Source organism: Streptomyces sp. PA03-3a (assembly GCF_033792735.1).
Lineage (GTDB): Bacteria > Actinomycetota > Actinomycetes > Streptomycetales > Streptomycetaceae > Actinacidiphila.
In genome coordinates this window covers 132,503-154,655 of the sequence record NZ_JARAVM010000006.1, presented here as the reverse complement: position 1 = coordinate 154,655, position 22,153 = coordinate 132,503, and the positions used below count along the sequence as shown (strand labels likewise).

At 72.1% G+C, this 22,153-nt stretch carries 21 protein-coding genes and 1 pseudogene; 10 read left to right on the top strand and 12 right to left on the bottom strand.

What is annotated here, in order from left to right; all coding sequences use genetic code 11:
- Nucleotides 1-221 precede the first annotated feature (221 nt).
- Nucleotides 222-554 (top strand): hypothetical protein, encoded by a 333-nt coding sequence (locus tag PV342_RS09525; RefSeq protein WP_500316576.1) that lies wholly within the window; start codon nt 222-224, stop codon nt 552-554.
- A gap of 213 nt (nt 555-767) precedes the next feature.
- On the top strand, nt 768-1,070 hold the full coding sequence (locus PV342_RS09520; protein ID WP_400803847.1) for a hypothetical protein: 303 nt from the start codon (nt 768-770) through the stop codon (nt 1,068-1,070).
- A gap of 34 nt (nt 1,071-1,104) precedes the next feature.
- Here the strand turns inward: PV342_RS09520 and PV342_RS09515 are convergent, their stop codons facing one another.
- A complete protein-coding gene (locus tag PV342_RS09515) occupies nt 1,105-1,971 on the bottom strand; it encodes a hypothetical protein (RefSeq protein WP_500316573.1) in 867 nt (288 codons plus the stop codon).
- A 138-nt stretch (nt 1,972-2,109) separates the two neighbouring features.
- On the opposite strand from PV342_RS09515, the pseudogene PV342_RS09510 reads away from it, so the two are divergent.
- Nucleotides 2,110-2,280 (top strand): annotated as a pseudogene (locus PV342_RS09510) (Fe-Mn family superoxide dismutase); the annotation flags it as partial.
- Between the two features lie 216 nt (nt 2,281-2,496).
- Here the strand turns inward: PV342_RS09510 and PV342_RS09505 are convergent.
- The 3 genes from PV342_RS09505 to PV342_RS09495 form a co-directional block, all read right to left on the bottom strand.
- Nucleotides 2,497-3,996 carry a PepSY-associated TM helix domain-containing protein gene (locus tag PV342_RS09505; RefSeq protein WP_500316571.1) on the bottom strand — a complete coding sequence of 500 codons (1,500 nt, stop codon included), beginning with the start codon at nt 3,994-3,996 and terminating at the stop codon, nt 2,497-2,499.
- A gap of 187 nt (nt 3,997-4,183) precedes the next feature.
- Nucleotides 4,184-4,807, bottom strand: coding sequence for a hypothetical protein (locus PV342_RS09500; RefSeq protein ID WP_386992226.1), 624 nt, complete (start codon nt 4,805-4,807; stop codon nt 4,184-4,186).
- 156 nt (nt 4,808-4,963) lie between these two features.
- A complete protein-coding gene (locus PV342_RS09495; protein WP_400803841.1) occupies nt 4,964-5,902 on the bottom strand; it encodes a GNAT family N-acetyltransferase in 939 nt (312 codons plus the stop codon).
- A gap of 86 nt (nt 5,903-5,988) precedes the next feature.
- Between PV342_RS09495 and PV342_RS09490 the strand changes: the two genes are divergently transcribed.
- The 4 genes from PV342_RS09490 (at nt 5,989) to PV342_RS09475 (ending at nt 9,333) form a co-directional block, all read left to right on the top strand.
- The gene (locus PV342_RS09490) at nt 5,989-6,507 is read left to right on the top strand and encodes a P-loop NTPase family protein (protein WP_500316568.1); all 519 of its coding nucleotides are present in this window, start codon (nt 5,989-5,991) and stop codon (nt 6,505-6,507) included.
- A gap of 255 nt (nt 6,508-6,762) precedes the next feature.
- Nucleotides 6,763-7,347 carry a TetR/AcrR family transcriptional regulator gene (locus PV342_RS09485; protein ID WP_500316566.1) on the top strand — a complete coding sequence of 195 codons (585 nt, stop codon included), beginning with the start codon at nt 6,763-6,765 and terminating at the stop codon, nt 7,345-7,347.
- 87 nt (nt 7,348-7,434) lie between these two features.
- Nucleotides 7,435-8,229: an SDR family NAD(P)-dependent oxidoreductase gene (locus tag PV342_RS09480; RefSeq protein WP_018560826.1), complete on the top strand. Its 795-nt coding sequence runs from the start codon at nt 7,435-7,437 to the stop codon at nt 8,227-8,229.
- Nucleotides 8,230-8,310: 81 nt separating this feature from the next.
- The gene (locus PV342_RS09475; RefSeq protein ID WP_500316564.1) at nt 8,311-9,333 is read left to right on the top strand and encodes a methyltransferase; all 1,023 of its coding nucleotides are present in this window, start codon (nt 8,311-8,313) and stop codon (nt 9,331-9,333) included.
- Between the two features lie 15 nt (nt 9,334-9,348).
- Here the strand turns inward: PV342_RS09475 and PV342_RS09470 are convergent, their stop codons facing one another.
- The gene (locus PV342_RS09470) at nt 9,349-9,960 is read right to left on the bottom strand and encodes a hypothetical protein (RefSeq protein WP_500316563.1); all 612 of its coding nucleotides are present in this window, start codon (nt 9,958-9,960) and stop codon (nt 9,349-9,351) included.
- A 653-nt stretch (nt 9,961-10,613) separates the two neighbouring features.
- Between PV342_RS09470 and rph the strand changes: the two genes are divergently transcribed.
- Nucleotides 10,614-13,226, top strand: coding sequence for a rifamycin-inactivating phosphotransferase (rph, locus tag PV342_RS09465; RefSeq protein WP_500316561.1), 2,613 nt, complete (start codon nt 10,614-10,616; stop codon nt 13,224-13,226).
- A 219-nt stretch (nt 13,227-13,445) separates the two neighbouring features.
- On the opposite strand, the gene PV342_RS09460 is transcribed toward rph, so the two are convergent.
- The 6 genes from PV342_RS09460 to PV342_RS09435 form a co-directional block, all read right to left on the bottom strand.
- Nucleotides 13,446-13,646 (bottom strand): hypothetical protein, encoded by a 201-nt coding sequence (locus tag PV342_RS09460; RefSeq protein WP_500316559.1) that lies wholly within the window; start codon nt 13,644-13,646, stop codon nt 13,446-13,448.
- Between the two features lie 324 nt (nt 13,647-13,970).
- Nucleotides 13,971-14,378, bottom strand: coding sequence for a nuclear transport factor 2 family protein (locus tag PV342_RS09455; protein ID WP_400803820.1), 408 nt, complete (start codon nt 14,376-14,378; stop codon nt 13,971-13,973).
- 162 nt (nt 14,379-14,540) lie between these two features.
- Nucleotides 14,541-15,686, bottom strand: a complete 1,146-nt coding sequence (locus PV342_RS09450) for an RNA polymerase sigma factor (protein ID WP_400804167.1) — start codon at nt 15,684-15,686, stop codon at nt 14,541-14,543.
- A gap of 8 nt (nt 15,687-15,694) precedes the next feature.
- Nucleotides 15,695-16,102: a YciI family protein gene (locus PV342_RS09445; protein ID WP_018560820.1), complete on the bottom strand. Its 408-nt coding sequence runs from the start codon at nt 16,100-16,102 to the stop codon at nt 15,695-15,697.
- A gap of 167 nt (nt 16,103-16,269) precedes the next feature.
- Entirely contained in the window at nt 16,270-17,034 is a 765-nt protein-coding gene (locus tag PV342_RS09440; protein WP_386997883.1) for an SDR family NAD(P)-dependent oxidoreductase, read from the bottom strand.
- A 200-nt stretch (nt 17,035-17,234) separates the two neighbouring features.
- Nucleotides 17,235-18,533 carry an epoxide hydrolase family protein gene (locus PV342_RS09435; RefSeq protein WP_500316556.1) on the bottom strand — a complete coding sequence of 433 codons (1,299 nt, stop codon included), beginning with the start codon at nt 18,531-18,533 and terminating at the stop codon, nt 17,235-17,237.
- 618 nt (nt 18,534-19,151) lie between these two features.
- On the opposite strand from PV342_RS09435, the gene PV342_RS09430 reads away from it, so the two are divergent.
- Both PV342_RS09430 and mmsA read left to right on the top strand, forming a co-directional pair.
- Nucleotides 19,152-19,574 carry a hypothetical protein gene (locus PV342_RS09430; protein WP_361009812.1) on the top strand — a complete coding sequence of 141 codons (423 nt, stop codon included), beginning with the start codon at nt 19,152-19,154 and terminating at the stop codon, nt 19,572-19,574.
- 356 nt (nt 19,575-19,930) lie between these two features.
- The gene (gene mmsA, locus PV342_RS09425; protein WP_400808748.1) at nt 19,931-21,412 is read left to right on the top strand and encodes a CoA-acylating methylmalonate-semialdehyde dehydrogenase; all 1,482 of its coding nucleotides are present in this window, start codon (nt 19,931-19,933) and stop codon (nt 21,410-21,412) included.
- Between the two features lie 106 nt (nt 21,413-21,518).
- Here the strand turns inward: mmsA and PV342_RS09420 are convergent, their stop codons facing one another.
- A complete protein-coding gene (locus tag PV342_RS09420) occupies nt 21,519-21,887 on the bottom strand; it encodes a MarR family transcriptional regulator (RefSeq protein ID WP_400808751.1) in 369 nt (122 codons plus the stop codon).
- Nucleotides 21,888-22,153: the final 266 nt, after the last annotated feature.

Sequence of the window (22,153 nt, the reverse complement as noted above, 5' to 3'; positions counted from 1 at the left end):
CCAAGGCCGGAAGGGGGGTGCACGGACGATGCGTGCGGCCGGGGGCCGTACGCACTCGGGCAGCTTAGATGAAAATGAATACCAGTTTCGACGCGGGGTGGGCAAGGGAGCCCTCGGGGGACCGGTCGCCGCATGCGACCGGGCCCGGATACTGCTGTGGTGCTCTTGACGTGGACCGACGAGGTGGCGCACGAGCCCCTGGTGCTGGAACCGGCCAGGTGGTGGCGGCCTTCGAGCGGACTGCCGCTGCCATCCGTGAACGCCTTCGCGAACGAGCCTTCACGGGGGTCGCGACGTTCGATGTGTGGCACGACGAACAAGCCGGGCAGCTTCGGTGTTCGACCGGTTCCGTTTCCCCCGATGCGTTGCCGTTCGGTGGTGCCTATGTGGCTTCCGGCCACCTCGCCCCGATCGTCGGGAGATTTCTGGCCGACAGCGAGCGGAGCCGCCTCGCCTGGTCGGACCCGGACGACGTGCCGGGCCTTTCCGGGCGGGCCGAGCCGGAGGTCGCGCCCCCGGCTGTCCGGGTCAGCGGTGTCGGGGCCTCGGAATGACCCGCCCCGTCCCGTCCGCCCGCACGCGTCGGCGGTGGGGTCGACGGTGGTCGGCGAGACCGTTACTCAGGGTGACTGGCCCCGATGGCGAAAACGGGTATATGTCGGTAAGTGTGATGCTCACCGGGTGGTGACCGCTTCGCCGGCACCCGGCACCCGGCACTCGGCACCCGGCGGCTCGTGCACCTGCGAGGCGCCATGGAAGGAGCCCAGATGACGAGCGCAAGCCCGCACAGCCCGCACGACCGGCACACGCACATCCACGGCGAAGGCTGCGGCCACGTCTCCGTGCCGCACGGGGACCACACCGACTACGCCCACGACGGGCACATCCACCGCACCCACGACGGGCACGTCGACGAGTGCGTCGCCCCGGCCCACGCGGTTCACGAGGACCACGTGCACCGGCACGCGGAGGGCTGCGGCCACGTCTCCGTGCCGCACGGCGACCACAACGACTACATCCACGACGGGCACCGTCACGCGGCCCACCAAGGGCACTGGGACGACCATTGACGGCCGTGAAGCCGCGGGCGGATCCGGGCCGACGTCAGGCAGGGCGCCGGCCCGGGCCCCGCAGCGCCTCGTCGATGTTGGCCCGGTAGGTGCGCAGTGCGCGCAGGGCGGCGGCGTAGCGGTCGCGGTGGCGTGAGATGTCCGCGGCCTGCTTCTCCGCCCGTACGGCGTGCCAGAGTTCGGGCGTGCGATGGCGGTGCTTGCAGGCGACGTCAGCGACGGCCGTGGCCCGTTCCCGCTCCGTGTGGCGGGTGTTGCCGTCGCTGCCGCGGTGCCACGCGCGGTCCCCGTACGCCGCGGCGGGGTCCGGATAGCGGGTGAATCCCTCCGCCGCCATGCAGCGGGACCACGTGTCCCAGGCGGCCCGCAGGCGCGGGTCGCGCTTGACCGCCTTGTTCACCTCGACCATTCGTCCGGCCGCGTAGAGCCAGTCGCCGGTGAGGTCGATGCCGCGCACCAGCCGCCGGCTCGCTTCGGCGCTGCAGTCGGGCCAGTCCGCGTATTCGGCGTCGGTCATGCGGCGGCCCTTCGGCCGGGAGGCCTCCGCCGTCGCCGGGTCCCAGCCGTAGCCCCAGCGGCGGGCGTCGTCCGGATCGAGGACGCCGTAGTCGGTGATGACGACCGTGCCGACGGCCATGGTGACGCCGGGGGTGTCGGGGTAGCGGGGGTCGAGCGGGAATTCCGGATGCCCGCGGTCCGCCATGCACTGACGGACGAGCAGTGCCGATGCCCGCTGGGATCGCTGGTAGTCACGTGGGGTCAACCCGTAGCGGTCGGCCGGAAGGGGACCGAGATCCGACGCCGTGCGGACGACCTCCCAAGGTTCCGGGCCGGAGGCGCAGATCGCCGCCAGCACCGCCACGCCTGCCGCGACACCGAGTCGCCACCCCCGCCTCACCATGGCCAGGGATGCTAGCGGGCCGTGTGCAGACGCTCGGCCGCGGGCTGCCTCTGTGGCCGGAGTACCGCTGACCGCGACCGGTACCCGACCAGGAGGCAGCCCGCCCCCGCGGACGCCACATATCAACTCCGCGACAGCAACGTCGGCCAGAGCACCATCCCGCTCCTGGTCTTCGACGCCTGGGAGCACGCCTACTACCTGCAGTACAAGAACGTCCGCCCCGACTACGTCACCAAGCTCTGGGACCTCGTCAACTGGAACGACGTCATCGCCCGGTTCGAGGCGGCGAAGGCCGCCTCCGGCGCCTGACGGCTCCGCGTGCCTGACGGCCCCGCCCATGGTGGGCGGGGCCGTCCGGCGGTTCATGCTCGACTGGTTCCGTGCGCGCGACGTGTGCGCCTCCGCCGAAGGTGAACCGCTCCACCGGGCGCTGGGCTTCACCGATCACCCCGACCCGTCGCCTGCGGACCGGCTCAGTGAGCGCGTCGGACCGCAGGCGAACGGCGTACCGCTTCCCCTTCGGCGCTAGGCGGCCCGGCGGCCCCGCCGGACGAGACCGATCAGTACGTCCACGACCAGGAAGGCGAGCAGGGTGACGCCCAGGAGAGGCAGCGCCCAGCCGAGCGCGGCGGCCAGCGGGACGCCGACGATCAGGACCGGCAGGGGCACCTGCCGCCACGTCCCCCGTGCCGGGGCCCTGCCGAGTGCCGCCGTGCGGTCGTCACGGGTGGGCCTGCGCTGCCACCACATGCGGTAGCCCCACACGATGACGCAGATCAGCCCGAGCGCGATCAGTGCCAGCAGGATCTGGTTGACGACGCCGAAGAGCAGCCCCATGTGGGCCTGGACGCCGAGCTTGCTGAGCTTGGCCAGGACCGGGTAGTCCGCCCACCGGCTCTCCGAGGTGACCTCGCCCTTGGCGGCGTCGACGGCGACCTGGTCGTAGTGGACCGGCCAGAGGGCGTCGTCCTGGGCCACCGTCCACGCGCTCCCCGCGTCCGCCGGCGGCGTCAGCTCCACCCGGCCGCCCAGCCCGGCGTCGCGGGCCACCGCGAGGACCGCGTCGAAGTCGGCGGGGTCCGCCGATGCGGCGCCCTGACCCGCGCCGTGGCCGGCGTGCCCCGCGTGCTCGCCGTCCGCCGTGGCGGCTCCGCCGGGAAGTGCCGTCTCCAGTTCGGGCGCGTGCCCCTTGGCCGCGTCCAGCAGCTGACCGAACCGGTCCCCGGCGTAGTGGGACCACGTCAGGCCGGTGGCGCTGAGGGCCAGGAGGCCGACGGCGATCCAGACGCCGCTGGCCGCGTGCCGGCCGCGGGTGCGCCGTACGCCGCGGGCGGAGCGGTCCGGCAGGAGGACGCCGCGGGCCGACCCGGCGCGCTGTCCGCGGGCGCGTCCGAGCCACAGGACGAGACCGCCCGCCACGATCACCCACAGCCAGCTGGCGGCGAGTTCCGAGTACATGCGGCCGGTCTCACCGAGGTGAAGATTGCGGTGCAGGTCGTCCAGCCACGTGGTCAGCGGCGTCGAGCCGAACCACGTCGTGAGGTCTCCCTTGACCTCGGCGGTGTAGGGGTCGACGAACACCGTGCGCTGCTTCTCGCCCAACTCCGGCAGGGACAGCACCACTCGCGTGGTGTCCTCCGGGCCGGGAGGGGTGATCACCGAGGCGAGCGTGCCCTCCGGATGTGCCTGCCGGGCCGCCGCGATCTGCTCCGCCAGTGGGCGCTGTTCGCCACCGGCCTTCGCCACGGTGAGCTGGTCGCCGTAGACGAGCCGGTCGAGCTGGGGCGTCAGGGTGTAGGCCAGCCCGGTGAGCGCGGCCACGAGGAGGAAGGGGGCCACGAACACCCCGGCGTAGAAGTGCAGGCGCACGAGCAGCGCTCGTATGCCGCTCCATGAACGGCCCGGCTGGGAGGGGCCGGTCCCTTGAGGGTCCGGGGCCACGGCGGGGCGGACGGCCTCCGCCACGGCGTCCGCCACGGCCTCCTCGCGGTCGTCTCTGGGCGCGTGTTCCTGTGTCGAAGACATGTGTGCATCCCCATTCGGCACCCGGCGCGCAGGGCGCGGGCGCTCGCGAAGTCGACGACTCGGTCCGCCTCGACGGCGGTACGGCGTGCCGGGCCTGCCGCACCCGGAGCGCGTGGAGGCGCCGGGCGGGCAGTGCCTCAGGGCACGCCGGACTGCGTCCGTCATCGCGCCGGCGCGAGACGGACGGTCAGAAGGAGATCGCCGGCTTCGGTGGGCCGCGGCGGGTGACGCCGTGCCACAGGGCCACCTGCCGGGGCAGGCGGGGAGGGGCGAGGAAGGACGCCGGCCTCGCGGGGTCCGGCGGGCTGAAGGCGGCCGGGACGTGTAGGACCGGGCGCAAGGGGGCGAAGAGGGAGACGGCCAGAGAGCGGCCGAGCTGGAAAGCGGCGGCCTCGCCCCGCCACAGCCACAGACCGCACAGCACCGCGGCCAGGGCGTGGGCGGAGACCATGCCGATGGGCCCGTCGTCCATGGCGGCGGTGGCCATGGGCATGGCGTCCGTGGCCGGGACCGGATGGCCCGCGGTCATCCCGCCGACGCCCGCCGGGGCGGTGGCGAAGGCCTGGGCGAGATCGAACCAGCCGTGCAGGGCGAACTGGGTCGCCACGGTCGCCACGGTGATCGCCGGAGCACCGCGTTCACGGCGACCGGCCAGCCACCACGCCCCGGCGGTCGCGGCGGCGAACGCGTACCCCACCGCCCAGACCGGAACGGCGCGCGACATCAGGGCGTGACCGAGACCCGTCACCGCCACGCACACGGCCGCGAACACGGCGGCGCGCGCGAGACGGAAGGCAGGCCCGGACGTCATGACGAGCAATGATGCCAGTCACCACCCGAATGAGGGATGGGGCGCGCGGAAGCACGTGTGGCGCACGCACAGTTGTGCTAAATGCCCCCCGGGACTCCGGACGCGACGGCGGGCGGCAAGCGGACACGGCGTCCCGACCGGCGCCCCGTCGTCGGGTCACGCGTTCCCGGGAGCCTCCAGCACCATGCGGATCTCCGTCACCTTGTAGCCGGCGCGGTCGAAGGCGGCGGCCATCGGGGCGTTCGTGGTGTCCGTCGTCGCCGTGATGCGCTCGGCGCCTTCGGAGGCGTGGAAGCGGGTGATCTCGGCGAGGATCTCGTCGATCAGGCCCCGGCCGCGCAGTTCGGGTACGACGCCGAGGTAGCCGACGTTGCGGTTGTACGGTGTCGCGGAGGGGACTGCCAGACCGGCGAGGGCGCCGCCGGGGAGTTCCGCGAGCCGCCACCAGGAGCGCTCACCGGGGCAGTCCAGGTAGAACCGCAGGTCCTCCTCGGCCAGTTGCCCCGCGTCCTTCGTGCGCAGTTCGTCGAGGGTCGCTTGGTCGAGGCTCCCGGCCGACACCCGGACGAAGGCCTCCAGGAACTCCTCGTCGCCGCCCGCGCGGAACGTCAGCCGGCCGCCCGCCGCGGGCAGTCCGGCCGCCGGTGTCCACTCGTAGCGCAGTCGCTGGATCTCCCGGCCCAGCCCCGTGCGCAGGGCTGCTTCACGCCGCCAGGCGACCGCCTCGGTCAGTGCCGGGTGGCTCTGCCAGTCCGCGGGGAGGGACAGGTTGTACAGGGGGCGCGTGCCGAAGGCGGCGTGCCCGGCGTCGAGGAGCGCGGTGGCGACGGCGACCGGATCGGCGACCGTGGAACGTACCTGGAGGCAGTCGAGGGCGATCGGCCGCTCACTGTCGGCGCGCCCCCACCAGAGGGCGCGGGCGAGGACCTGTCCGTCCTCGTCCTCGGCGAGCCAGGTCCACTCCGGGCGGAACCGGTCGGCGGCCAGTTCCTCGTGCACGCGTTCGGCGGTCAGGGCGGCGACCGGACCGTCGGCGGGGTACGCGGCGGCGCGGTCGAGGGCGGTGGGGTCCGCGGTGGCGGGAAGGCATCGCATCCGGCCCATGATCAGGAATGGGCGGTACCGGAGCAAAGCATTAACCGCTGTCTGCGCCGCGGTGACCGGGGATAGGGTGCACGCTCGTGGAGCGGATCTTGGTGGTGGGCGTCACGGGTGCGGGCAAGTCCACGCTCGCGCGTGCGTTGGGTGGTCGACTGGGCGTGCCCTACCACGAGATGGACGGGCTGTACTTCAACGGCCCCGGCTGGGCGGTGAACGGCGCGTTCTCCGAGGACGTGGCGAGGATCGCCGCCGGTCGCCGCTGGGTCGTGGACTCCCTCGGCTACCCCGAGGTCCGCGATCTGCTGTGGGGGCGTGCCGACACCGTGGTGTGGCTGGACTACCCCCGGCGCGTCGTCATGCCCCGCGTCCTACGCCGGTCCGTACGGCGCACCGTCACCCGCGAGGCGCTCTTCGGGGGCAACCGGGAATCCTGGACCGGCTGGCTCAGCCGGGAGCATCCGGCCTGGTGGGCATGGTCCCAGCACGCGGGCCGTCGTCGCGAGATCGAACGCCGCATCGGCGATCCCCGCTTCGCGCCCCTGGACACCCACCGCTTCGGCCGCCCCGAGGAGACCGCGGCCTGGCTGGCCTCCCTCTGACCCCGGTCACCGCGTGCGCGTAGCGCTGCGGTAGGCGCGGTACGCGTGATACGCGTGATACGCGTGATACGCGTGATACGCGCCGGCGGGTTCGCGGCGGCGGATTCGGGGCGCGCGTCGATGCCCGGCCGCACAGGGCTCGCGCCCCGCGCCCCTCTCTACGGGGAAGCTCGATCGCCGCAGGTCAGAGCCGGTCCTTCGGTCGCACTCCCGCATACTTTATTGGGCAATCCACAATCGTGTTAGGCTTCCGACATGGGACGGAACGGGGATTTCGACGTCGACCGGTCGGTCGACAGGGCGATGGACCTGTTCTGGCGGCGCGGCTACACCGGCACCTCCCTGCAGGACCTCCTCGGCGTGCTGTCGATCGGAAGCCTCGGCTTCTACGCGGCCTTCGGTTCGAAGGAGCAGTTCTCTCTCTGCGCCCTCGAACGTTGCTCCGCCCTCCAGGTGGAGGACCCGGTGAAGATCCTCGAGCACGCGGCCGAGATCCGGCCCGCCGTGCGTGAGGTTCTCGTCGCCATGATCGAGGCCGATCGGGCGGACCCGTCGCGGGGCTCCGGCGCGGCGGGCGAGGCCGGCGAGGCCGGCGGCGACGGTGCCGGGCCCTCGGTGGCCGAGCGGGCCGTCGCGGCCCTGTGCCGGGTCGAGTCGGCGCTCGCGGGCGCCCTGGACCGGGCGAAGTCGCGGGGCGATCTGCCGCCGGGCAAGGACCCGGTCGAGCTCGCCCGCTTTCTGACCACATTCGTCCGGGGGCTCCGGGTCGTGGGCAGAGCCCGGCTCGGGCGCTCCTTCGTCGAGGACGCCCTCGCCGTGGCGATGCGCGCCCTGGACTGACCGCGGGCGGGCCGATCCCGGGCGCGACGACCGGGCCGGGCCTTCGCACGTCGTGATTCTGTATCGATTACTCCAAAAAGGATTGTCATGGAACTCCATCTCAAGGACAAGGTCGCCGTCGTCACCGGCGCGAGCAAGGGCATCGGTCTGGCCGTCGTCGAGGCGATGGCCCGCGAAGGCGTCCGCGTCGTCGCCGGCAGCCGCGCCTCAACGCCCGAACTCGACGCGCTGGCGGCCGAGTACGACGTCACGGTCGTGCCCGTCGACCTTGCGACCCCCGACGGGGCCGAGACGCTGGTCCGCCATGCCGCGGAGCGTCACCACCGGATCGACATCCTCGTCAACAACGTCGGGGCCGCCGAACCGCGCGGCGGGTTCCTGGAGATCGGCGACGCCGACTGGCAGCGGATCTTCGACCTGACCTTCTTCAGCGCCGTCCGCGCCAGCCGCGCCGCACTGCCCCATCTGGTCGGCGCCGAGGGCGCGGCGATCGTCAACATCGGCTCCATCAACGCCCGGTTGCCCTTCCCGATGGTCGTGGACTACTCGGCGGCCAAGGCCGCGCTGCACAACTTCGGCAAGTCGCTGTCCGAGGAGTTCGGGCCGAAGGGCGTCCGGGTCAACACGATCTCTCCCGGCCCGGTCCGCACCCCGTTCTGGACGGCCCCGGGCGCCTTCGCGGACGCCACCGCCGCGGCCGCCGGAACCACGGCCCAGGAGGCCCTGGACGTCGTCGTGCCCCAGAGCATGGGCATCACCTCGGGCCGGATCACCGAGCCGCAGGAGGTCGCCGACCTCGTCCTGTTCCTGGCCTCGCCGGCGGCGGGGAACATCACCGGCGCCGAGGTGGTCATCGACGGCGGCCAGGTCAAGACCCTCTGAGCACCCCGTCTGCGAGGCGACCCTCGCGGCTGCCGCACCTGACCGACCCGAGAATCCGTTGCCGAACGAATGGAGACACCTATGACCGTCGGCGAACCGATCACACCTGAGCCGATCCTTCAGCTGGGCCTGGGGTTCATGGCTTCGAAGACCCTGCTGAGCGCGGTGGAGTTGCAGATCTTCACCGTCCTGGCGGCCGGCGGCCGGGACGGCGCGTCCCTCGCCGGCGAGGTGGGCCTCCACCCGAGGTCCTCCGCGGACTTCCTCGACGCCCTGGTGTCGCTGGGACTGCTGAACCGCGACGACGACGGCGTCTACCGCAACAGCCCCGCGGCGGACCTCTTCCTGGACCGGGCCAAGCCCTCCTATGTCGGCGGAATCCTGGAGATGGCCGACGCCCGCCTCTTCGGCTTCTGGGACAACCTCACCGACGCCCTGCGCACGGGCATCCAGCAGAACGAAGTCACCCACACCGGGGCTCCGTTCTTCGCGACGCTCAGCCAGGACCCCACCGCCTGGCGCAACTTCCTCAACGGCATGAACGGCGTCAGCACCCCCCTCGCCGCAGCGCTCGCCGCCGACTTCGACTGGACCGGCCGCCGGCACGTGGCCGACCTCGGCGGCGCACTGGGGGCCGTGCCCGCGGCGGTGCTGCGATCCCACCCCGAGATGACCGGAACCGTCTTCGAACTTCCCCCGGTGCGCCCGGCGTTCGACGAGTTCGTCGCCGCGCACGGCCTCTCCGGCCGGCTCTCCTTCCAGGGGGGCGACTTCTTCTCCGACCCGCTCCCTCCGGCGGACGTCTACGTCATGGGCCAGATCCTCCACGACTGGAACGTCGAGCAGCGGCAGTTCCTCCTTCGCAAGGCCTACGACGCCCTGCCCGAGGGCGGCACCCTGATCGTCTACGACGCCATGATCGACGACGACCGGCGCCACAACACCTACGGCTTCATGCTCTCGCTGAACATGCTCATCGACACGGAGGGAGGCTCGGAGTACACCGTCGCGGACGCGACGCGGTGGCTGACGGAGGCCGGGTTCGCCCAGACCAGCGCCCGCCCCCTCATCGGTGGTTACACGGCGGTCTACGCCACGAAGTGACCGGCGCCACCGCCGTCAGTCCAGCGGCGGGCTCCAGCCGTCGCCGGCGACGACGTGCAGGGCCCCCTCGTGCAGGTCGAGGCCGCCGGCCCCGGCCGGCTGACCTGACCGTACGAGGGGGCCCGGGCCCCGGAAGGCGGCGGTGCGCAGCCGGAAGACCTCGGGGCCGGCGCAGTCGACGGTACGCAGCCGCCACGCCGCTGCCGGGGCCTCCTCCGTGCCCGGCGGCAGGGCGAGTTGGAGCCGGGCGCGTGCCGGGTGCTCCACGTCGTACGTGGTGTGGGCCGCCGTCCAGGAAGCCATGACGAGCACCGCCTGCGAAGGCGTCCCCGTGGGGGGCCGGGGCACGTCGATGCGGGCCGGACCGGCCCCGTCGGTCCAGGTCCGGATCAGGCCGCGGAAGGCCGCCTCGCGGCGGCGGCCGCCTCGCCGGGACCCCGCGGCCAGGACCGCCCGGCCCGCACCGGAGAAGGCCCGGCACAGGCCGAGCACGGGGACGTGGTCCGTGCGGTCGGCGTAGCGCACCGAACGCAGTTCCAGCATGGCGCGGTGCGGCAGGGCGGCGGCAGCTCTGGCATCGGTGCCCAGGCCCTCGACCGGCGGCCGAGGCAGGTCGGCGACCTGCACGCCACGTACGAGGGCACGCTCAACCCCGCCGGCAGCGGCAGCGCCTGCGCGTCACCTGTACCGTCGCGAACACTTGCAACAGTCACCTGAAAGTCCGTCAACTCCGCTGCAGGAAAGGCCTCTTCGGTCAGGGGGTCGGCCTCCCCGAAATCCTGCTCGGCAACTCCCTCACGCGCACCGTCACGGTCAACGGCATCCGGCCCGGCGGACGACCGGGCATGGGCGTCGTCCTGCGGCCGCTCGCCTCCGACGACCAGAGCCCGCCCTCCGCGCCGGCCAGGTCACCGCCTCGCGCTCCCGGTGGGCCTGGCCCCGGGGGCCGGCTCATCGTGCTCACCGCTCTCGCCGCGGCGTGCGTCGTCCACGCCCTGCCGCGCGGGCGCAGGGCCGAGCAGGGGGAAGCCGCCCGGCCTGCGCGGCGGCGTTCGTCGATCGGCCGCACGGCAAACAACAAAGGCAAGGAGAGTCCTCTCCTTGCCACTCTCAACTTATAGCGCACTGGGGGGCTTGCCGCAAGGCCCCGGTCACGGCGCACAATCGTCAGCCGACGCCGGGACCAGCGGGGTGCCGGCGTACGGAGCACCGGGGACGTGCTCGGCAAGAGGTTCGACGAAGCTGGAGGTGGCGGGCACGGCCGCCTCGGAGGGATCGCAGTGACTGAGCAGTACGTGGTGGATCTCCAAGAGGTCGACGAACGGCACGTCGCGTTCGTCGGCGGCAAGGGCGCGCACTTGGGCGGGCTGTCGCGGATCGAGGGGGTCCGCGTCCCGGACGGCTTCTGTGTGACGACGGACGCCTTCCGGCGGATCATCGCGGAGGCGCCGTCGGTCGACGACCGGCTCGATCAGCTGTCGCGCCTGGACCCGGACGACCGGGAGGCGGTCCGCACACTCAGCGCGCAGATCCGCCGGACCATCGAGGCGGTCGCCATCCCGGACGATCTCGCGTTGGCGATCACCCGGGCCCTGGCCCGTGTCGGCGAGGAGGCCGCCTACGCCGTCCGATCGAGCGCGACGGCGGAGGACCTGCCGACGGCCTCCTTCGCCGGACAACAGGACACGTATCTCAACGTGGTGGGGTCCGCGGCGATCCTGCGGCACGTCAGCCGCTGCTGGGCCTCGCTGTTCACGGAGCGGGCCGTGACCTACCGCCGGCGGAACGGCATCGACCACCGCACCGTCCACATGGCCGTGGTCGTGCAGCAGATGGTCGTTCCGGACGCTTCCGGCGTCCTGTTCACGGCCGACCCCGTCACGGGCAACCGGAAGGCCGCCACCGTCGACGCCGCTTTCGGCCTCGGCGAGGCCTTGGTCTCCGGGCTGGTCAACCCGGACGTCTTCACGGTGCGGGACGGCGAAGTCGTCGCCAAGGCGATCGCCGCCAAACAACGGGCCGTTCACGCCCTGCCGGAGGGCGGCACCCGGGAAGTGGCCGTCGAAGAGCGGCGCCAGGAGGAGCCGGCGCTGACGGATCCGCAGGTCGTGCGGCTCGTGGAGCTCGGGCGGCGCATCGAGGCGCACTTCGGCCGCCCCCAGGACATCGAATGGTGCCTGGTCGACGACGCGTTCCAGGTCGTGCAGAGCCGGCCGATCACCACGTTGTTCCCCATCCCCGAGGCCGGTGACCAGGAGAACCACGTCTACGTCTCCGTCGGCCATCAGCAGATGATGACGGACGCCATGAAGCCCCTGGGGCTGTCCATGTGGCAGTTGACGGCCATGGCACCGATGCACGCGGCCGGCGGGAGGCTGTTCGTCGACGCCACCCGGCGGCTGGCCTCGCCCGCGAGCCGCGCCGCCCTCCTGGAGGTCATGGGGAGGGGCGATCCGCTGGTCAGGGACGCCCTGGAGACCGTCCTCGACCGCGACGACTTCATCCCGCCACTCCCGGACGCGGGCCCCGTCGGGCCGCAGGCCGGGGGCGTACCGGCCGGAGGCGCGCCCGCTCCGATCGAGACGGATCCGGCCGTCGTCCGCGAGCTGATCGAGCGCAGCCGGGTGTCGATCGCCGCCCTGGAGCGCGACATCCGGTCGAAGACCGGACCGGCGCTGTTCGACTTCCTGCTGGAGGCCTTCGAGGAGCACAAGCGGGTCCTCGGCGACCCGCTGAACATGCAGGCGATCATGGCGGGGATGGAGGCCACGTGGTGGCTCAACGACAAGCTGCTGGAGTGGCTGGGGGAGAAGAACGCGGCTGACACGCTGACGCTGTCCGCCCCCGACAACATCACGTCGGAGATGGGGCTGGCGCTGCTCGACGTCGCGGACGCGATCCGCCCGCACGCGGAGGTGGTGGCGTTCCTGGAGGGCGTGGAGGACGAGGGTTTCCTGGACGGGCTGGCGAAGCTCGCGGGCGGGCCCGAGGCGCGCGAGGCCATCGACGCGTACCTCGACCGCTACGGCATGCGCTGCGTCGCCGAGATCGACATCACGAGGCCGCGTTGGCGCGAGCGTCCCAGCGCGCTCGTGCCCGCGATCCTCGACAACGTCAGGAACTTCGAGCCTGGCGCCGCCGGGCGGCGCTTCGAGCAAGGGCGGCGGAAGGCGCGGGAGAAGGAACAGGAGGTGCTGTCACGCCTGCGGGACCTGCCGGACGGGGATCGCAAGGCCGACGAGACCAAGCGGATGATCGACCGGGTCCGCACCTTCATCGGGTACCGGGAGTATCCGAAGTACGGCATCGTCAGCCGCTACTTCGTCTACAAGCAGGCCCTGATGGCGGAAGCCGAACGCCTCGTGCGGACCGGCGTGCTCCCCGAGAAGGAGGACGTCTTCCACCTCACCTTCCAGGAGTTCCACGACGTCGTGCGCTCGAACCGGGTGGACGCAGAGCTCGTCCGGCAGCGCAAGGACGCCTTCCGGTCGTACGAGGCGCTCACGACGCCCCGGGTGCTCACCTCGGACGGCGAGGCCCTCATGGGGGCGTACCGGCGCGACGACGTGCCGGACGGCGCCCTGGTCGGCCTGCCCGTCTCCGCGGGGGCCGTCGAGGGCAGGGCCCGCGTCATCCTCGACATGGCCGAGGCCGACCTGGAGGCGGGCGACATCCTGGTCACGACCTTCACGGACCCGAGTTGGTCGCCGCTGTTCGTCGGAATCGCGGGTCTGGTGACGGAGGTGGGCGGCCTGATGACCCATGGCGCCGTGATCGCCCGGGAGTACGGTCTGCCTGCCGTCGTGGGAGTGGAGCGGGCCACGCGGCTGATCCTGGACGGGCAGCGGATCCGCGTGCACGGAACGGACGGGTACGTCGAGTTCCTGACGTGACCGACCGCACCGGGACGTCCCTCGCCCCGTCTCGGTGCCGGCCCGGGGCCGTTCAGGTCCGCGAGCGGGTCCCCGCCGCCGTGGAGCGGCGGTGGGGACCCGCGGTCGGCGGTGGGACCTCGAAGGTCAGCGGGTGGGTCCGTCGGCCGGGAGAGGGCCTGTTGAGCGTGCGGTGGGGCCCGAGCCGTCGGCTGCGGGAGACACCGACACCATCGTCTCTCAGTAGCCGCCGCCTCCGTCGTCTCCGTCGTCGTCTCCGTCGTCGTCTCCGTCGTCGTCTCCGCCGTCATCGCCGTCGTCGGCGACCACGGAGACCGTGCTCTGCGGGTGGTCGGCGGCGACGGCGCTCGTCGCCGTGCCCGCCGTTCCGGCCAGAGCGGCGGCAGCGGCCACGGCCGCGATCAGTGTCCTGCGACTCATGATGCGTGTCCTTCCGTGCGTGATCGGTACCTGTCACGGGGCCCGGTGCCGGTCCGGCGCCTGGGTACTGGAGAGACCTTCGACGGCGTCCGGAACGAGGCGGCACAACGGCCCTCGGCCTACCGGGGCCTGCGAACTCCCGCGGGCGGCCCCGGCCGAGACCCGATTGCGTGGCGGCGGCCGGCGACCACATTCCCGTCCCCGGGGCCGTTCGGCACCTGCGGAACGAGGCCTCTCTCCAGAGTGCGCCCATGTCGGCCGAGATTCATCCCGACTCCGGGCTCGGGGCCCGGTCCGTGCGCGCACGGCCGGCAGCCGCCGGTGTCAGGCGCCCCAGGCCTCGTCGAACGTCCGGGAGTCGAAGAAGCACTCCCTGGACCACACGATCTTTCCGTCCACGACACGGAGCATCGACATCACGTCGAGCGTGTGCAGCAGGTCGCCCTCGGCGTCCAGGACGGTGTCGGTCCGCCGCATGAGGACGAGGTCGCCGTCGGCCCGGATGCGGTGGACGTCGATGCCGAAGCCCTCGGCCCCCATGATCTCCCGGGCCCGGCGCAGGTCGTCCAGCACCGCGGCGAGGCTCTCCACGGGGCGGTCGTCGGAGGTGACCGACCGCCAGCTGACGTCGGTGTGGAGGAGCTTCCTGCAGGTGGCGACGGCATCCTCGTAGGTGGGGCCGAAGCCGGCGCAGAAGTCACGTGCCACGTCCAGCGGCGATGCAGAGCTCACGTTCTCACGTTCCTCGTGGGTGACCGTTCGGCACCCAGCATTCTGCCCGTGGCGGACGCCCGGTGGGAGGCCGTGCCGTGCCCGGGACCGGCGCTCCTGGGAGGGGCAGGGCCCCCCACCGCCGGTCGCGTCGGCGGCGGGCGTTCGGCGCCCCGACCATCCTCAGGGGTGCCGGCGGGAGTTGAGGCGGGCGGCCTGGCGGGTCAGGTGGTCGCGCTCCGCCAGGTTGGGCGCCTTCCGGGCCGCCTCGGCGTACAGCCGTGCCGCCGCGGCCAGGTCACCGTCGCGCTCGTGCAGGTGGGCCGCGACCGCGGCGTACCGGGGCAGAGAGCCGTCAAGTGCCGCGAGCGCCGCCAGACCGGCGCGCGGCCCGTCGGCCTCGCCGACGGCCACCGCGCGGTTGAGCCGGACGACGGGGCTGTCGGTCAGGCGCGCCAACTCGTCGTACCACTCGACGATCTGCGCCCAGTCGGTCTCCTCGGCGGTGGGCGCGTCGGCGTGCAGCGCCGCGACGGCGGCCTGTGCCTGGAACTCGCCCAGCCGGTCGCGAGCGAGTGCCGCCTGCAGGATGCCGATCCCCTCGGCGATCGCCGAGGTATCCCACCGGCCGCGGTCCTGCTGCGCGAGCGGCACCAGGCTGCCGTCTGGCGCGGTGCGGGCGGCGCGCCTCGCGTGGTGGAGCAGCATGAGGGCGAGCAGCCCCGCCACTTCGGGATGGTCGATCGCGGCCGCGAGGCGCCGGGTGAGGCGGATGGCCTCGGCGACGAGGTCGACGTCACCGGAGTAGCCCTCGTTGAAGACCAGGTAGAGGACGCGCAGCACGGTCGCGACGTCACCGGGCTGGTCGAACCGCACGCCGGAGACGGTGCGCTTGGCGCGGCTGATGCGCTGCGCCATGGTCGCCTCGGGCACCAGGTACGCCTGGGCGATCTGGCGGGTGGTCAGCCCGCCCACGGCGCGCAGCGTGAGCGCGACCGCGGACGACGGCGTCAGCGACGGGTGGGCGCACAGGAAGTACAGCTGGAGCGTGTCGTCCGTCGAGGGCGTCGGCCCGGGCGCCGGTTCCTGGTCGAAGAGGTCCTCACGCCTGCGGCGGGCGGTGTCCGAGCGCGTCGCGTCCAGGAACCTGCGCCACGCCACGGTGACCAGCCAGCCTTTCGGGTCCCTCGGCGGGTCGGCCGGCCAGACCCGGACGGCCTCGACCAGCGCGTCCTGGACGGCGTCCTCGGCCGCCGCGAAGTCGGCTCCGCGGCGGACGAGGACGGTGAGGACGCCGGGCGTGAGGCCGCGGATCCGGGCCTCGTCGATGGGAGTGGTCATTCGGTGGTGGTGGGTGGGGTGGTGAGGAGGGGGCGGAGTTCGAGCCATTCGTGGATGGGCTTGCCGCCGGCGCCGGGGGCTGCGGAGAGTTCTGCGGCGAGTTCGAGGGCGCGTGGGTGGGTGTCGACGTCGATGATCATCCAGCCGGCGATGAGGTCCTTGGTCTCGGCGAAGGGGCCGTCGGTGACGGGTGGGCGGCCTTCGCCGTCGTAGCGGACCCAGGTGCCTTCGGGGGCGAGGGCCTGGGCGTCGACGAACTCTCCGGTCTTCTCCAGTCGGGCGGCGAAGTCGTGCATGTACTGGATGTGGTCGGTGATCTCCTGGGGGGTCCACTGGTCCATGGGTGCGTCGTTCACCGCCGCCGGTGCGCCGCGGTAGTGCTTGAGCAGCAGGTACTTGGCCATCGTGGCTCTCCTTGGTGCCGGTGCGACCCCATTGTGGCCGCCTTCACCACGGGGACGGAGCCGGCCGCGGGTTCTCGACACCACCGCCCGAGTCTTTTCCGCGGATGCTCCGCCGACGAGCCCCGGGCTGCGCCCGGAACACCACCAGAGCCGCGACGGTGCAGGCGTCAGATGAGTTCGAGGCCGCCGTCGACGGTGATGACCTGGCCGGTGGCCTGGCGTCCGGCGGGCTCGGCCATGCGCAGGATCCAGTGGGCGATGTCGTCGACGTCCGCGATGCGGTGGGTGGGGATGCGGGCCTGCTCGTAGGCGTACATGTCGTTGACCGCCTCGGGCGTGAGTCCGGCGGCGAGCATGACGTCGGTCCTGGTGGGCCCGGGGGCGACGCAGTTGACGCGGATGCCGTCGGCGGCGAGTTCGAGGGCCCAGCTGCGGGTCATCTGCTCGATCGCGGCCTTGGTGGCCGAGTAGTGCGAACCGCCGGCCATGGGGCGGTGCCCGTAGGTGCTGGACACGTTGACGATGCTGCCGGACGACGTGCGCAGGTGCGGCAGGGCTTCGTGGGCGAGCATGCTCGGGACCACGACGTTGAGGTGGAAGAGGTCCGCGATCACCTGCTTGTCCGCCTCGGCCAGCGGCATGACGGCCGTGCCGCCGGCGTTGTTCACCAGCAGGTCCAGTCGTCCCCAGCGCTCGACGGCGGTGCCGACGACCTGGGCGGGGGCGCCGTCCTCGACGAGGTTGACGGAGAGGACTTCGATGTTCGCGTGCGCCCGGGCGGTCTCGTCGAGGGCGTCCCTCCGGCGGCCGACGCCGAGCACGTTCGCCCCCGCCTGCGCCAGGGCGATCGCCGTCGCGCGGCCGATACCGGAACCGGCTCCCGTGACGATCGCGACGTGGCCGGAGAAGGGCGGGTTCGAGGGGCTGGACATGGTGGTTCTCCAATGTTTGATGTTCTACGAACTTCGAACATAACATGAGGGGGACGTTGTGACTCGAATGGTGAGACATGGCACAAGCTTCCGCACAGGCGCACCCTGATGCGCGGCTCCAGGCGTGGCGCTCGGCCCGTCGACCGCCCGGGCGGCCCATCGTCTTCCGTAGCGGGCCGCCCCGGCGGTGCCGCGCGTCGTCAGCGGAACAGCCTGCCGAACCTGCGTACTTCCTCCGCGAAGATCTTCGGCTGCTCGAAAGCCGCGAAGTGGCCGCCCCTGCCGGCCTTGTTCCAGTAGACGAGGTTGGAGAATGCCTTCTCGGCCCAGGCGCGCGGCGGCGTGTAGAACTCCTTGGGAAACAGTGTGACGCCCATGGGCACGTCGATCCTGACGGCGTTCATGGTGACGTCCGAGTTCTCCCAGTAGAAGCGTGCGGCGGATTCCGCTGTATTCGTCAGCCAATACAGGGTGATGTCGTCCAGCATTTCGTCCATGGTGAGAACCGACTCCGGATTCCGGTCGCTGTCGGTCCAGATCCCGAATTTCTCGTAGATCCAGGCAGCCTGGCCGACGGGAGAGTCCGCCAGAGAATAGGAAACCGTCTGGGGCCGGGTCATCATCTCGAGCTGGTACCCGATCTCGTTCTTCTGCTGGGTGTTCAGCTGGCTCATCGCGACCTGCTCCTCGGGGGTCAGGTGGTTCACGTCGAGATCGGGAGGGACGATCTGCGGGAAATTCAGATGGATCCCCAGCAGCCCCTTGGGGCGCAGCACTCCCAGTTGGACATTGACCGCCGCACCCCAGTCCCCTCCCTGGGAGAGGTAGTGGTCGTATCCGAGGCGGGGCATGATCTCGGCCCAGGCCTTGGCCGTCCGCACACGGCCCCAGCCCAGTTCGTCCGGCTGATCGGAGAAACCGAACCCCGGCAGGGACGGGGTGACCACGTGGAACGCGTCCCGCGGGGATCCGCCGAATTCGGTGGGATGCGTCAGGCGCCGGATCACCTTCCGGAACTCCAGGACCGAGCCGGGCCAGCCATGGGTGAGCATGATCGGCATCGCGTCGCGATGGGGTGACCGGGCGTGCAGGAGATGGATGGAGACGCCGTCGATCACGGTGCGGTACTGGCCGAATCCGTTGAGCAGCGCCTCCACCCTGCGCCAGTCGTAGTGCCGCTGCCAGTGGTCCACGAGTCGCTTGACCCGCCACAGCGGTGCTCCCTGCGACCAGTCGTCCACCAGCTCCTGGGCCGGCCATCGGGTCGTCTCCAGCCGGCGCCGGAGGTCCCGGAGCATGCGTTCCGGCACGTGGAGCCTCATGGGCACGACCGCATCGCGGCCCGCCGACGGCATGGACGGGGCCGCGGCCGCGGCGCCCGTTCCCGTGGCGGCCTCGGCGACGCCGGAGGTCATCGCCGCCGCGGCCGTTCCCGCGCCCAGGGCGCCCATGGCGTACAGCAGTCGTCGACGGCTGAGATTGTTCGCTTGACTCGTCATGCGTCATTCACTCCGATCGTCGTCTTTCGGTGCCGCAAGGAATCTCCGGCGTGTACGGCCGCGACCCGACCCGTGGCCCTGGTGATGCGAACCCGGGATATGCGCGGTACGCGCGCCTGATCGAGCCACTCCATGCGCCGCGAGACATGGCGGCTTCACCCGGTGGCCGCCGCGGATCCGCAGTATTCGGCCGCCAGTCGGCGTGGGCGCAGGATTTCACCGCACGGAGGAAGCCGCGGGGGTAAGCATGTTCGGCAGTTGTCGAACTTCTTTTGCGACGATACATCTCACACGCGTCGGCCGAGACCTCCGTGTGGGTGGCATGAGTCACGCACCACTGTCCCGGCTTCACGTGACACCGTGTGTGCACGGTGATGAGAGGACCGTCACGCTCGCATCGCCCGCCGGCGTCAAAGTCGGTCGTGTTAGGTTGTTCGGTATGCGTCGAACATTGATTTCTCGACGTACGCGGAGCCCAACAGTGTGAACACGGGCCGGATTCGGGTCCGCACCTCGCCCCGCACCCCATGTCGGCGACGACGCCCGTCGCGGCACCACCGCCCGCCGGCCGCCTTGTCCCGAGCAAGCGCCGGCAACCCGAGAAGAAGGAGAACAATCATGAGCGCAATCACCACGGAAATGCAGGAGTTCATCTCCCGGGTCGTGCACGACGGGAGCAACTACCGCATGGACGCCATGGAGAAGCTCTACACGGACGACATGGCGATCCTCTTCCCGACCGCCGAGGGTGCCATCGCGGCAGCTCCCCGCAAGGAGGTCTTCGCGGAGTTCGCCGCCCGGGGCAGGGCGGGCGAGGCACCCCTGTCCACCGAGTACAGGATCCTGCACGCCGAGGACCAGGGCGAGCACGCGACCGCGCTCCTCTACCGCCGCATGAGCGACACCGCTGCCCCGTTCCTCTACGAGCTGCGTCTGAAGCGAGGCGGTGCCTACGGCTGGCTCGTCGCCGGCGAGACCGTCACGCCGTGGCCCGACCCGGAGACCGCCGGCGCCTTCCTCCCGCCGCGGCAGGCCGCCTGAGGACCGCGGAGGCGGCGGTCTCGTGCGGCGGCTGCGGCGTGAGGGGCGTGGTGGCGCGGGCCGGGGCAGACCCGCGGCCACGATGGCCACCGCAACCAGCCGCGCACCGGAAGGCCGGGCGCACTTCCTGGCGTGATCCACCCCACGGCGATCCCGGACAGGAGCCGGGCACTTCGGGACGTGGGGCTCCGAAGGGCCTGAGCGCGCGGATCGGTGACGTAGCTTCGATGTCAGCAGTCCTGCTCCCCCGGGCCCACGGCCCGGGGCCGCCGAGCATCGGGCTGCGGTCGGGGCCCGTGAGGTGCACGACACGACCCTCACGGCCCGCCGCCGTCATCCCTGGAGGAGTACCGCCGATGAAGACCGTCACCCACTGGATCGCGGGCAAGCCCTTCGGGGGCGCCGCCGGCGCCTCGGGTACCTGGGGCCCCGTGACCGACCCTGCGACCGGAGAGGTCACCACGCGGGTCGCGATGGGCGGCGCCGATGAGGTCGCCGCCGCGGTCGCGGCGGCGAAGGACGCCTACGCGGGCTGGCGCACGTCCTCGCTCGCGCAGCGGACGGCGATCCTCTTCCGCTACCGCGAGTTGCTGGACGCGCGCCGCGAGGACCTCGCCGCGCTGATCACCGCCGAACAGGGCAAGGTCCACGCGGACGCGCTGGGCGAGGTGGCCCGCGGCCTGGAGATCGTGGAGCTGGCCTGCGGGCTGGGCGCCGCCCTCAAGGGGGAGACGTCCACGGAGGTGTCGAGCCTGGTCGACGTGGTCTCGGTACGTCAGCCGCTCGGCGTGATCGTCGGCATCTCGCCGTTCAACTTCCCCGCGATGATCGGCATGTGGATGTTCCCGATGGCGATCGCCTGCGGGAACACCTTCGTCCACAAGCCGAGCAGCAAGGCCCCGTCCGCGTCGATGCTCCTCGCGGAGCTGGCGGCGGAGGCCGGCGTTCCGGACGGCGTCCTCAACATCGTGCACGGCGACGAGGTCGCGGTGAACGCGCTGCTCGACCATCCGGACGTGGCGGCGGTCTCGTTCGTCGGCTCCACGCCGGTCGCCCGGCACGTGTACCGCAGGGCGGCCGCGACGGGCAAGCGTGTGCAGGCTCTCGGCGGCGCGAAGAACCACATGGTGGTCCTCCCCGACGCCGACCTCGACGCGGCCGCCGAGGCCGCCGTGACCGCCGCCTACGGCTCGGCGGGCCAGCGCTGCATGGCGGTCTCCGTGGTGGTCGCGGTCGGGGCGGCCGGCGACGCGCTGGTGCCCCGGATCGTCGAGCGGGCCGGGAGGGTCAGGATCGGCCCGGGCGACGACCCGGCGTCCCAGATGGGCCCGCTCGTCACGAAGGCACACCGCGACGATGTCGCGGACTACGTCGCGGGCGCGGCCGCCCAGGGAGCCGATGTGGTGCTCGACGGGAGGGACTTCACCGTCGAGGGCCTCGGGAACGGGCACTGGATGGGCATCTCGCTCCTCGACAGGGTCCGCACCGACTCCGACGCCTACCGGAACGAGATCTTCGGCCCCGTGCTGTGCGTGGTCCGCGCGGAGAGCTACGCGGAGGCCGTACGCATCGTCAACGATTCCCCGTTCGGCAACGCGAGCTCGATCTTCACCCGCGACGGCGGCGCGGCCCGCCGGTTCCAACTCGAGGTCGAGACCGGCATGGTCGGTGTGAACGTGCCGATGCCGGTGCCGGTGGGCTACCACTCGTTCGGGGGCTGGAAGGACTCGGCCTTCGGCGACCACCGGATGTACGGCGGCGAAGCGGTGCACTTCTACACGCGCGGCAAGGTCATCACGAGCAGCTGGCCGGATCAGGCCGAGGTGGCGGCCGGTTGAGGCACCGGGCCTCCGGCGTCGCGTCGACGGCCGCGGCCCGGTGCGCGCGGCCGGACCCGCACCTCTCGGCGCGGGCCCGGCCGTCCGGCCGCCGGGCGTGCGGCGGTCACCGGGCGAGATGCGCGCGCAACAGCTCCCGCGCGGTCCGTTCCGCGTCGGCGAACGCGGCACGTCCCGCGTCGGTCAGGGTCACCTCGACCCTCCTGTGATCCCTGTCCCGGCGGTGGCGTTCGATCAGTCCTGCCGCCTCCAGGCCCCTCAGCTGGGAGGACATCCGGGTCGCCGGTTCCCGGAGGAACGCGGTCAGCCGTACGACGGGCACGGCCCGGCCCTCGGCTCCCGCGAGGGCACCGAGGATCAGGCAGTCGTACAGCGACAGACGGTGCCGTGCCGGCAACTCGCCCTGCAGGAGCGCCAGGTCGTACAGGACGGGTGGCGGCTGCCGCGTGGCGTCCACCGGATCTCGGTCGGTCATGTCTTCTCCCCGGGACGGATCCACGGCCGCGGATGCGCGGCCTCAAGAGCTGGAGCGGGTTTTCCCGCGGGGCCGATGGCGGGCCGGCGGGCCATGAACCCCTCGGATCGGGACACCGCGTCGCCTGCGCGCGCCCCGGTACGTCCGCGGCACGCGGGCGTCCGCCCGCCGATGTCCTGATGTGAGGCCGATGCGGCACGGGGGACCGTCCGTCCCCGTCCGCTCCCGGATCTACCGTCGTCAGCGCGGCGACACGGGGCCGGAGC

What these genes read in the sequence shown, in the direction of transcription:
- PV342_RS09520 (WP_400803847.1), top strand. Translation starts at nt 768, where the DNA reads ATGACGAGCGCAAGCCCGCACAGCCCGCACGACCGGCACACGCACATC.
- PV342_RS09515 (WP_500316573.1), bottom strand. Translation starts at nt 1,971, where the DNA reads ATGGTGAGGCGGGGGTGGCGACTCGGTGTCGCGGCAGGCGTGGCGGTG.
- PV342_RS09505 (WP_500316571.1), bottom strand. Translation starts at nt 3,996, where the DNA reads ATGTCTTCGACACAGGAACACGCGCCCAGAGACGACCGCGAGGAGGCC.
- PV342_RS09500 (WP_386992226.1), bottom strand. Translation starts at nt 4,807, where the DNA reads ATGACGTCCGGGCCTGCCTTCCGTCTCGCGCGCGCCGCCGTGTTCGCG.
- PV342_RS09495 (WP_400803841.1), bottom strand. Translation starts at nt 5,902, where the DNA reads ATGCGATGCCTTCCCGCCACCGCGGACCCCACCGCCCTCGACCGCGCC.
- PV342_RS09485 (WP_500316566.1), top strand. Translation starts at nt 6,763, where the DNA reads ATGGGACGGAACGGGGATTTCGACGTCGACCGGTCGGTCGACAGGGCG.
- PV342_RS09480 (WP_018560826.1), top strand. Translation starts at nt 7,435, where the DNA reads ATGGAACTCCATCTCAAGGACAAGGTCGCCGTCGTCACCGGCGCGAGC.
- PV342_RS09475 (WP_500316564.1), top strand. Translation starts at nt 8,311, where the DNA reads ATGACCGTCGGCGAACCGATCACACCTGAGCCGATCCTTCAGCTGGGC.
- PV342_RS09460 (WP_500316559.1), bottom strand. Translation starts at nt 13,646, where the DNA reads ATGAGTCGCAGGACACTGATCGCGGCCGTGGCCGCTGCCGCCGCTCTG.
- PV342_RS09445 (WP_018560820.1), bottom strand. Translation starts at nt 16,102, where the DNA reads ATGGCCAAGTACCTGCTGCTCAAGCACTACCGCGGCGCACCGGCGGCG.
- PV342_RS09440 (WP_386997883.1), bottom strand. Translation starts at nt 17,034, where the DNA reads ATGTCCAGCCCCTCGAACCCGCCCTTCTCCGGCCACGTCGCGATCGTC.
- PV342_RS09435 (WP_500316556.1), bottom strand. Translation starts at nt 18,533, where the DNA reads ATGACGAGTCAAGCGAACAATCTCAGCCGTCGACGACTGCTGTACGCC.
- PV342_RS09430 (WP_361009812.1), top strand. Translation starts at nt 19,152, where the DNA reads ATGAGCGCAATCACCACGGAAATGCAGGAGTTCATCTCCCGGGTCGTG.
- mmsA (WP_400808748.1), top strand. Translation starts at nt 19,931, where the DNA reads ATGAAGACCGTCACCCACTGGATCGCGGGCAAGCCCTTCGGGGGCGCC.
- PV342_RS09420 (WP_400808751.1), bottom strand. Translation starts at nt 21,887, where the DNA reads ATGACCGACCGAGATCCGGTGGACGCCACGCGGCAGCCGCCACCCGTC.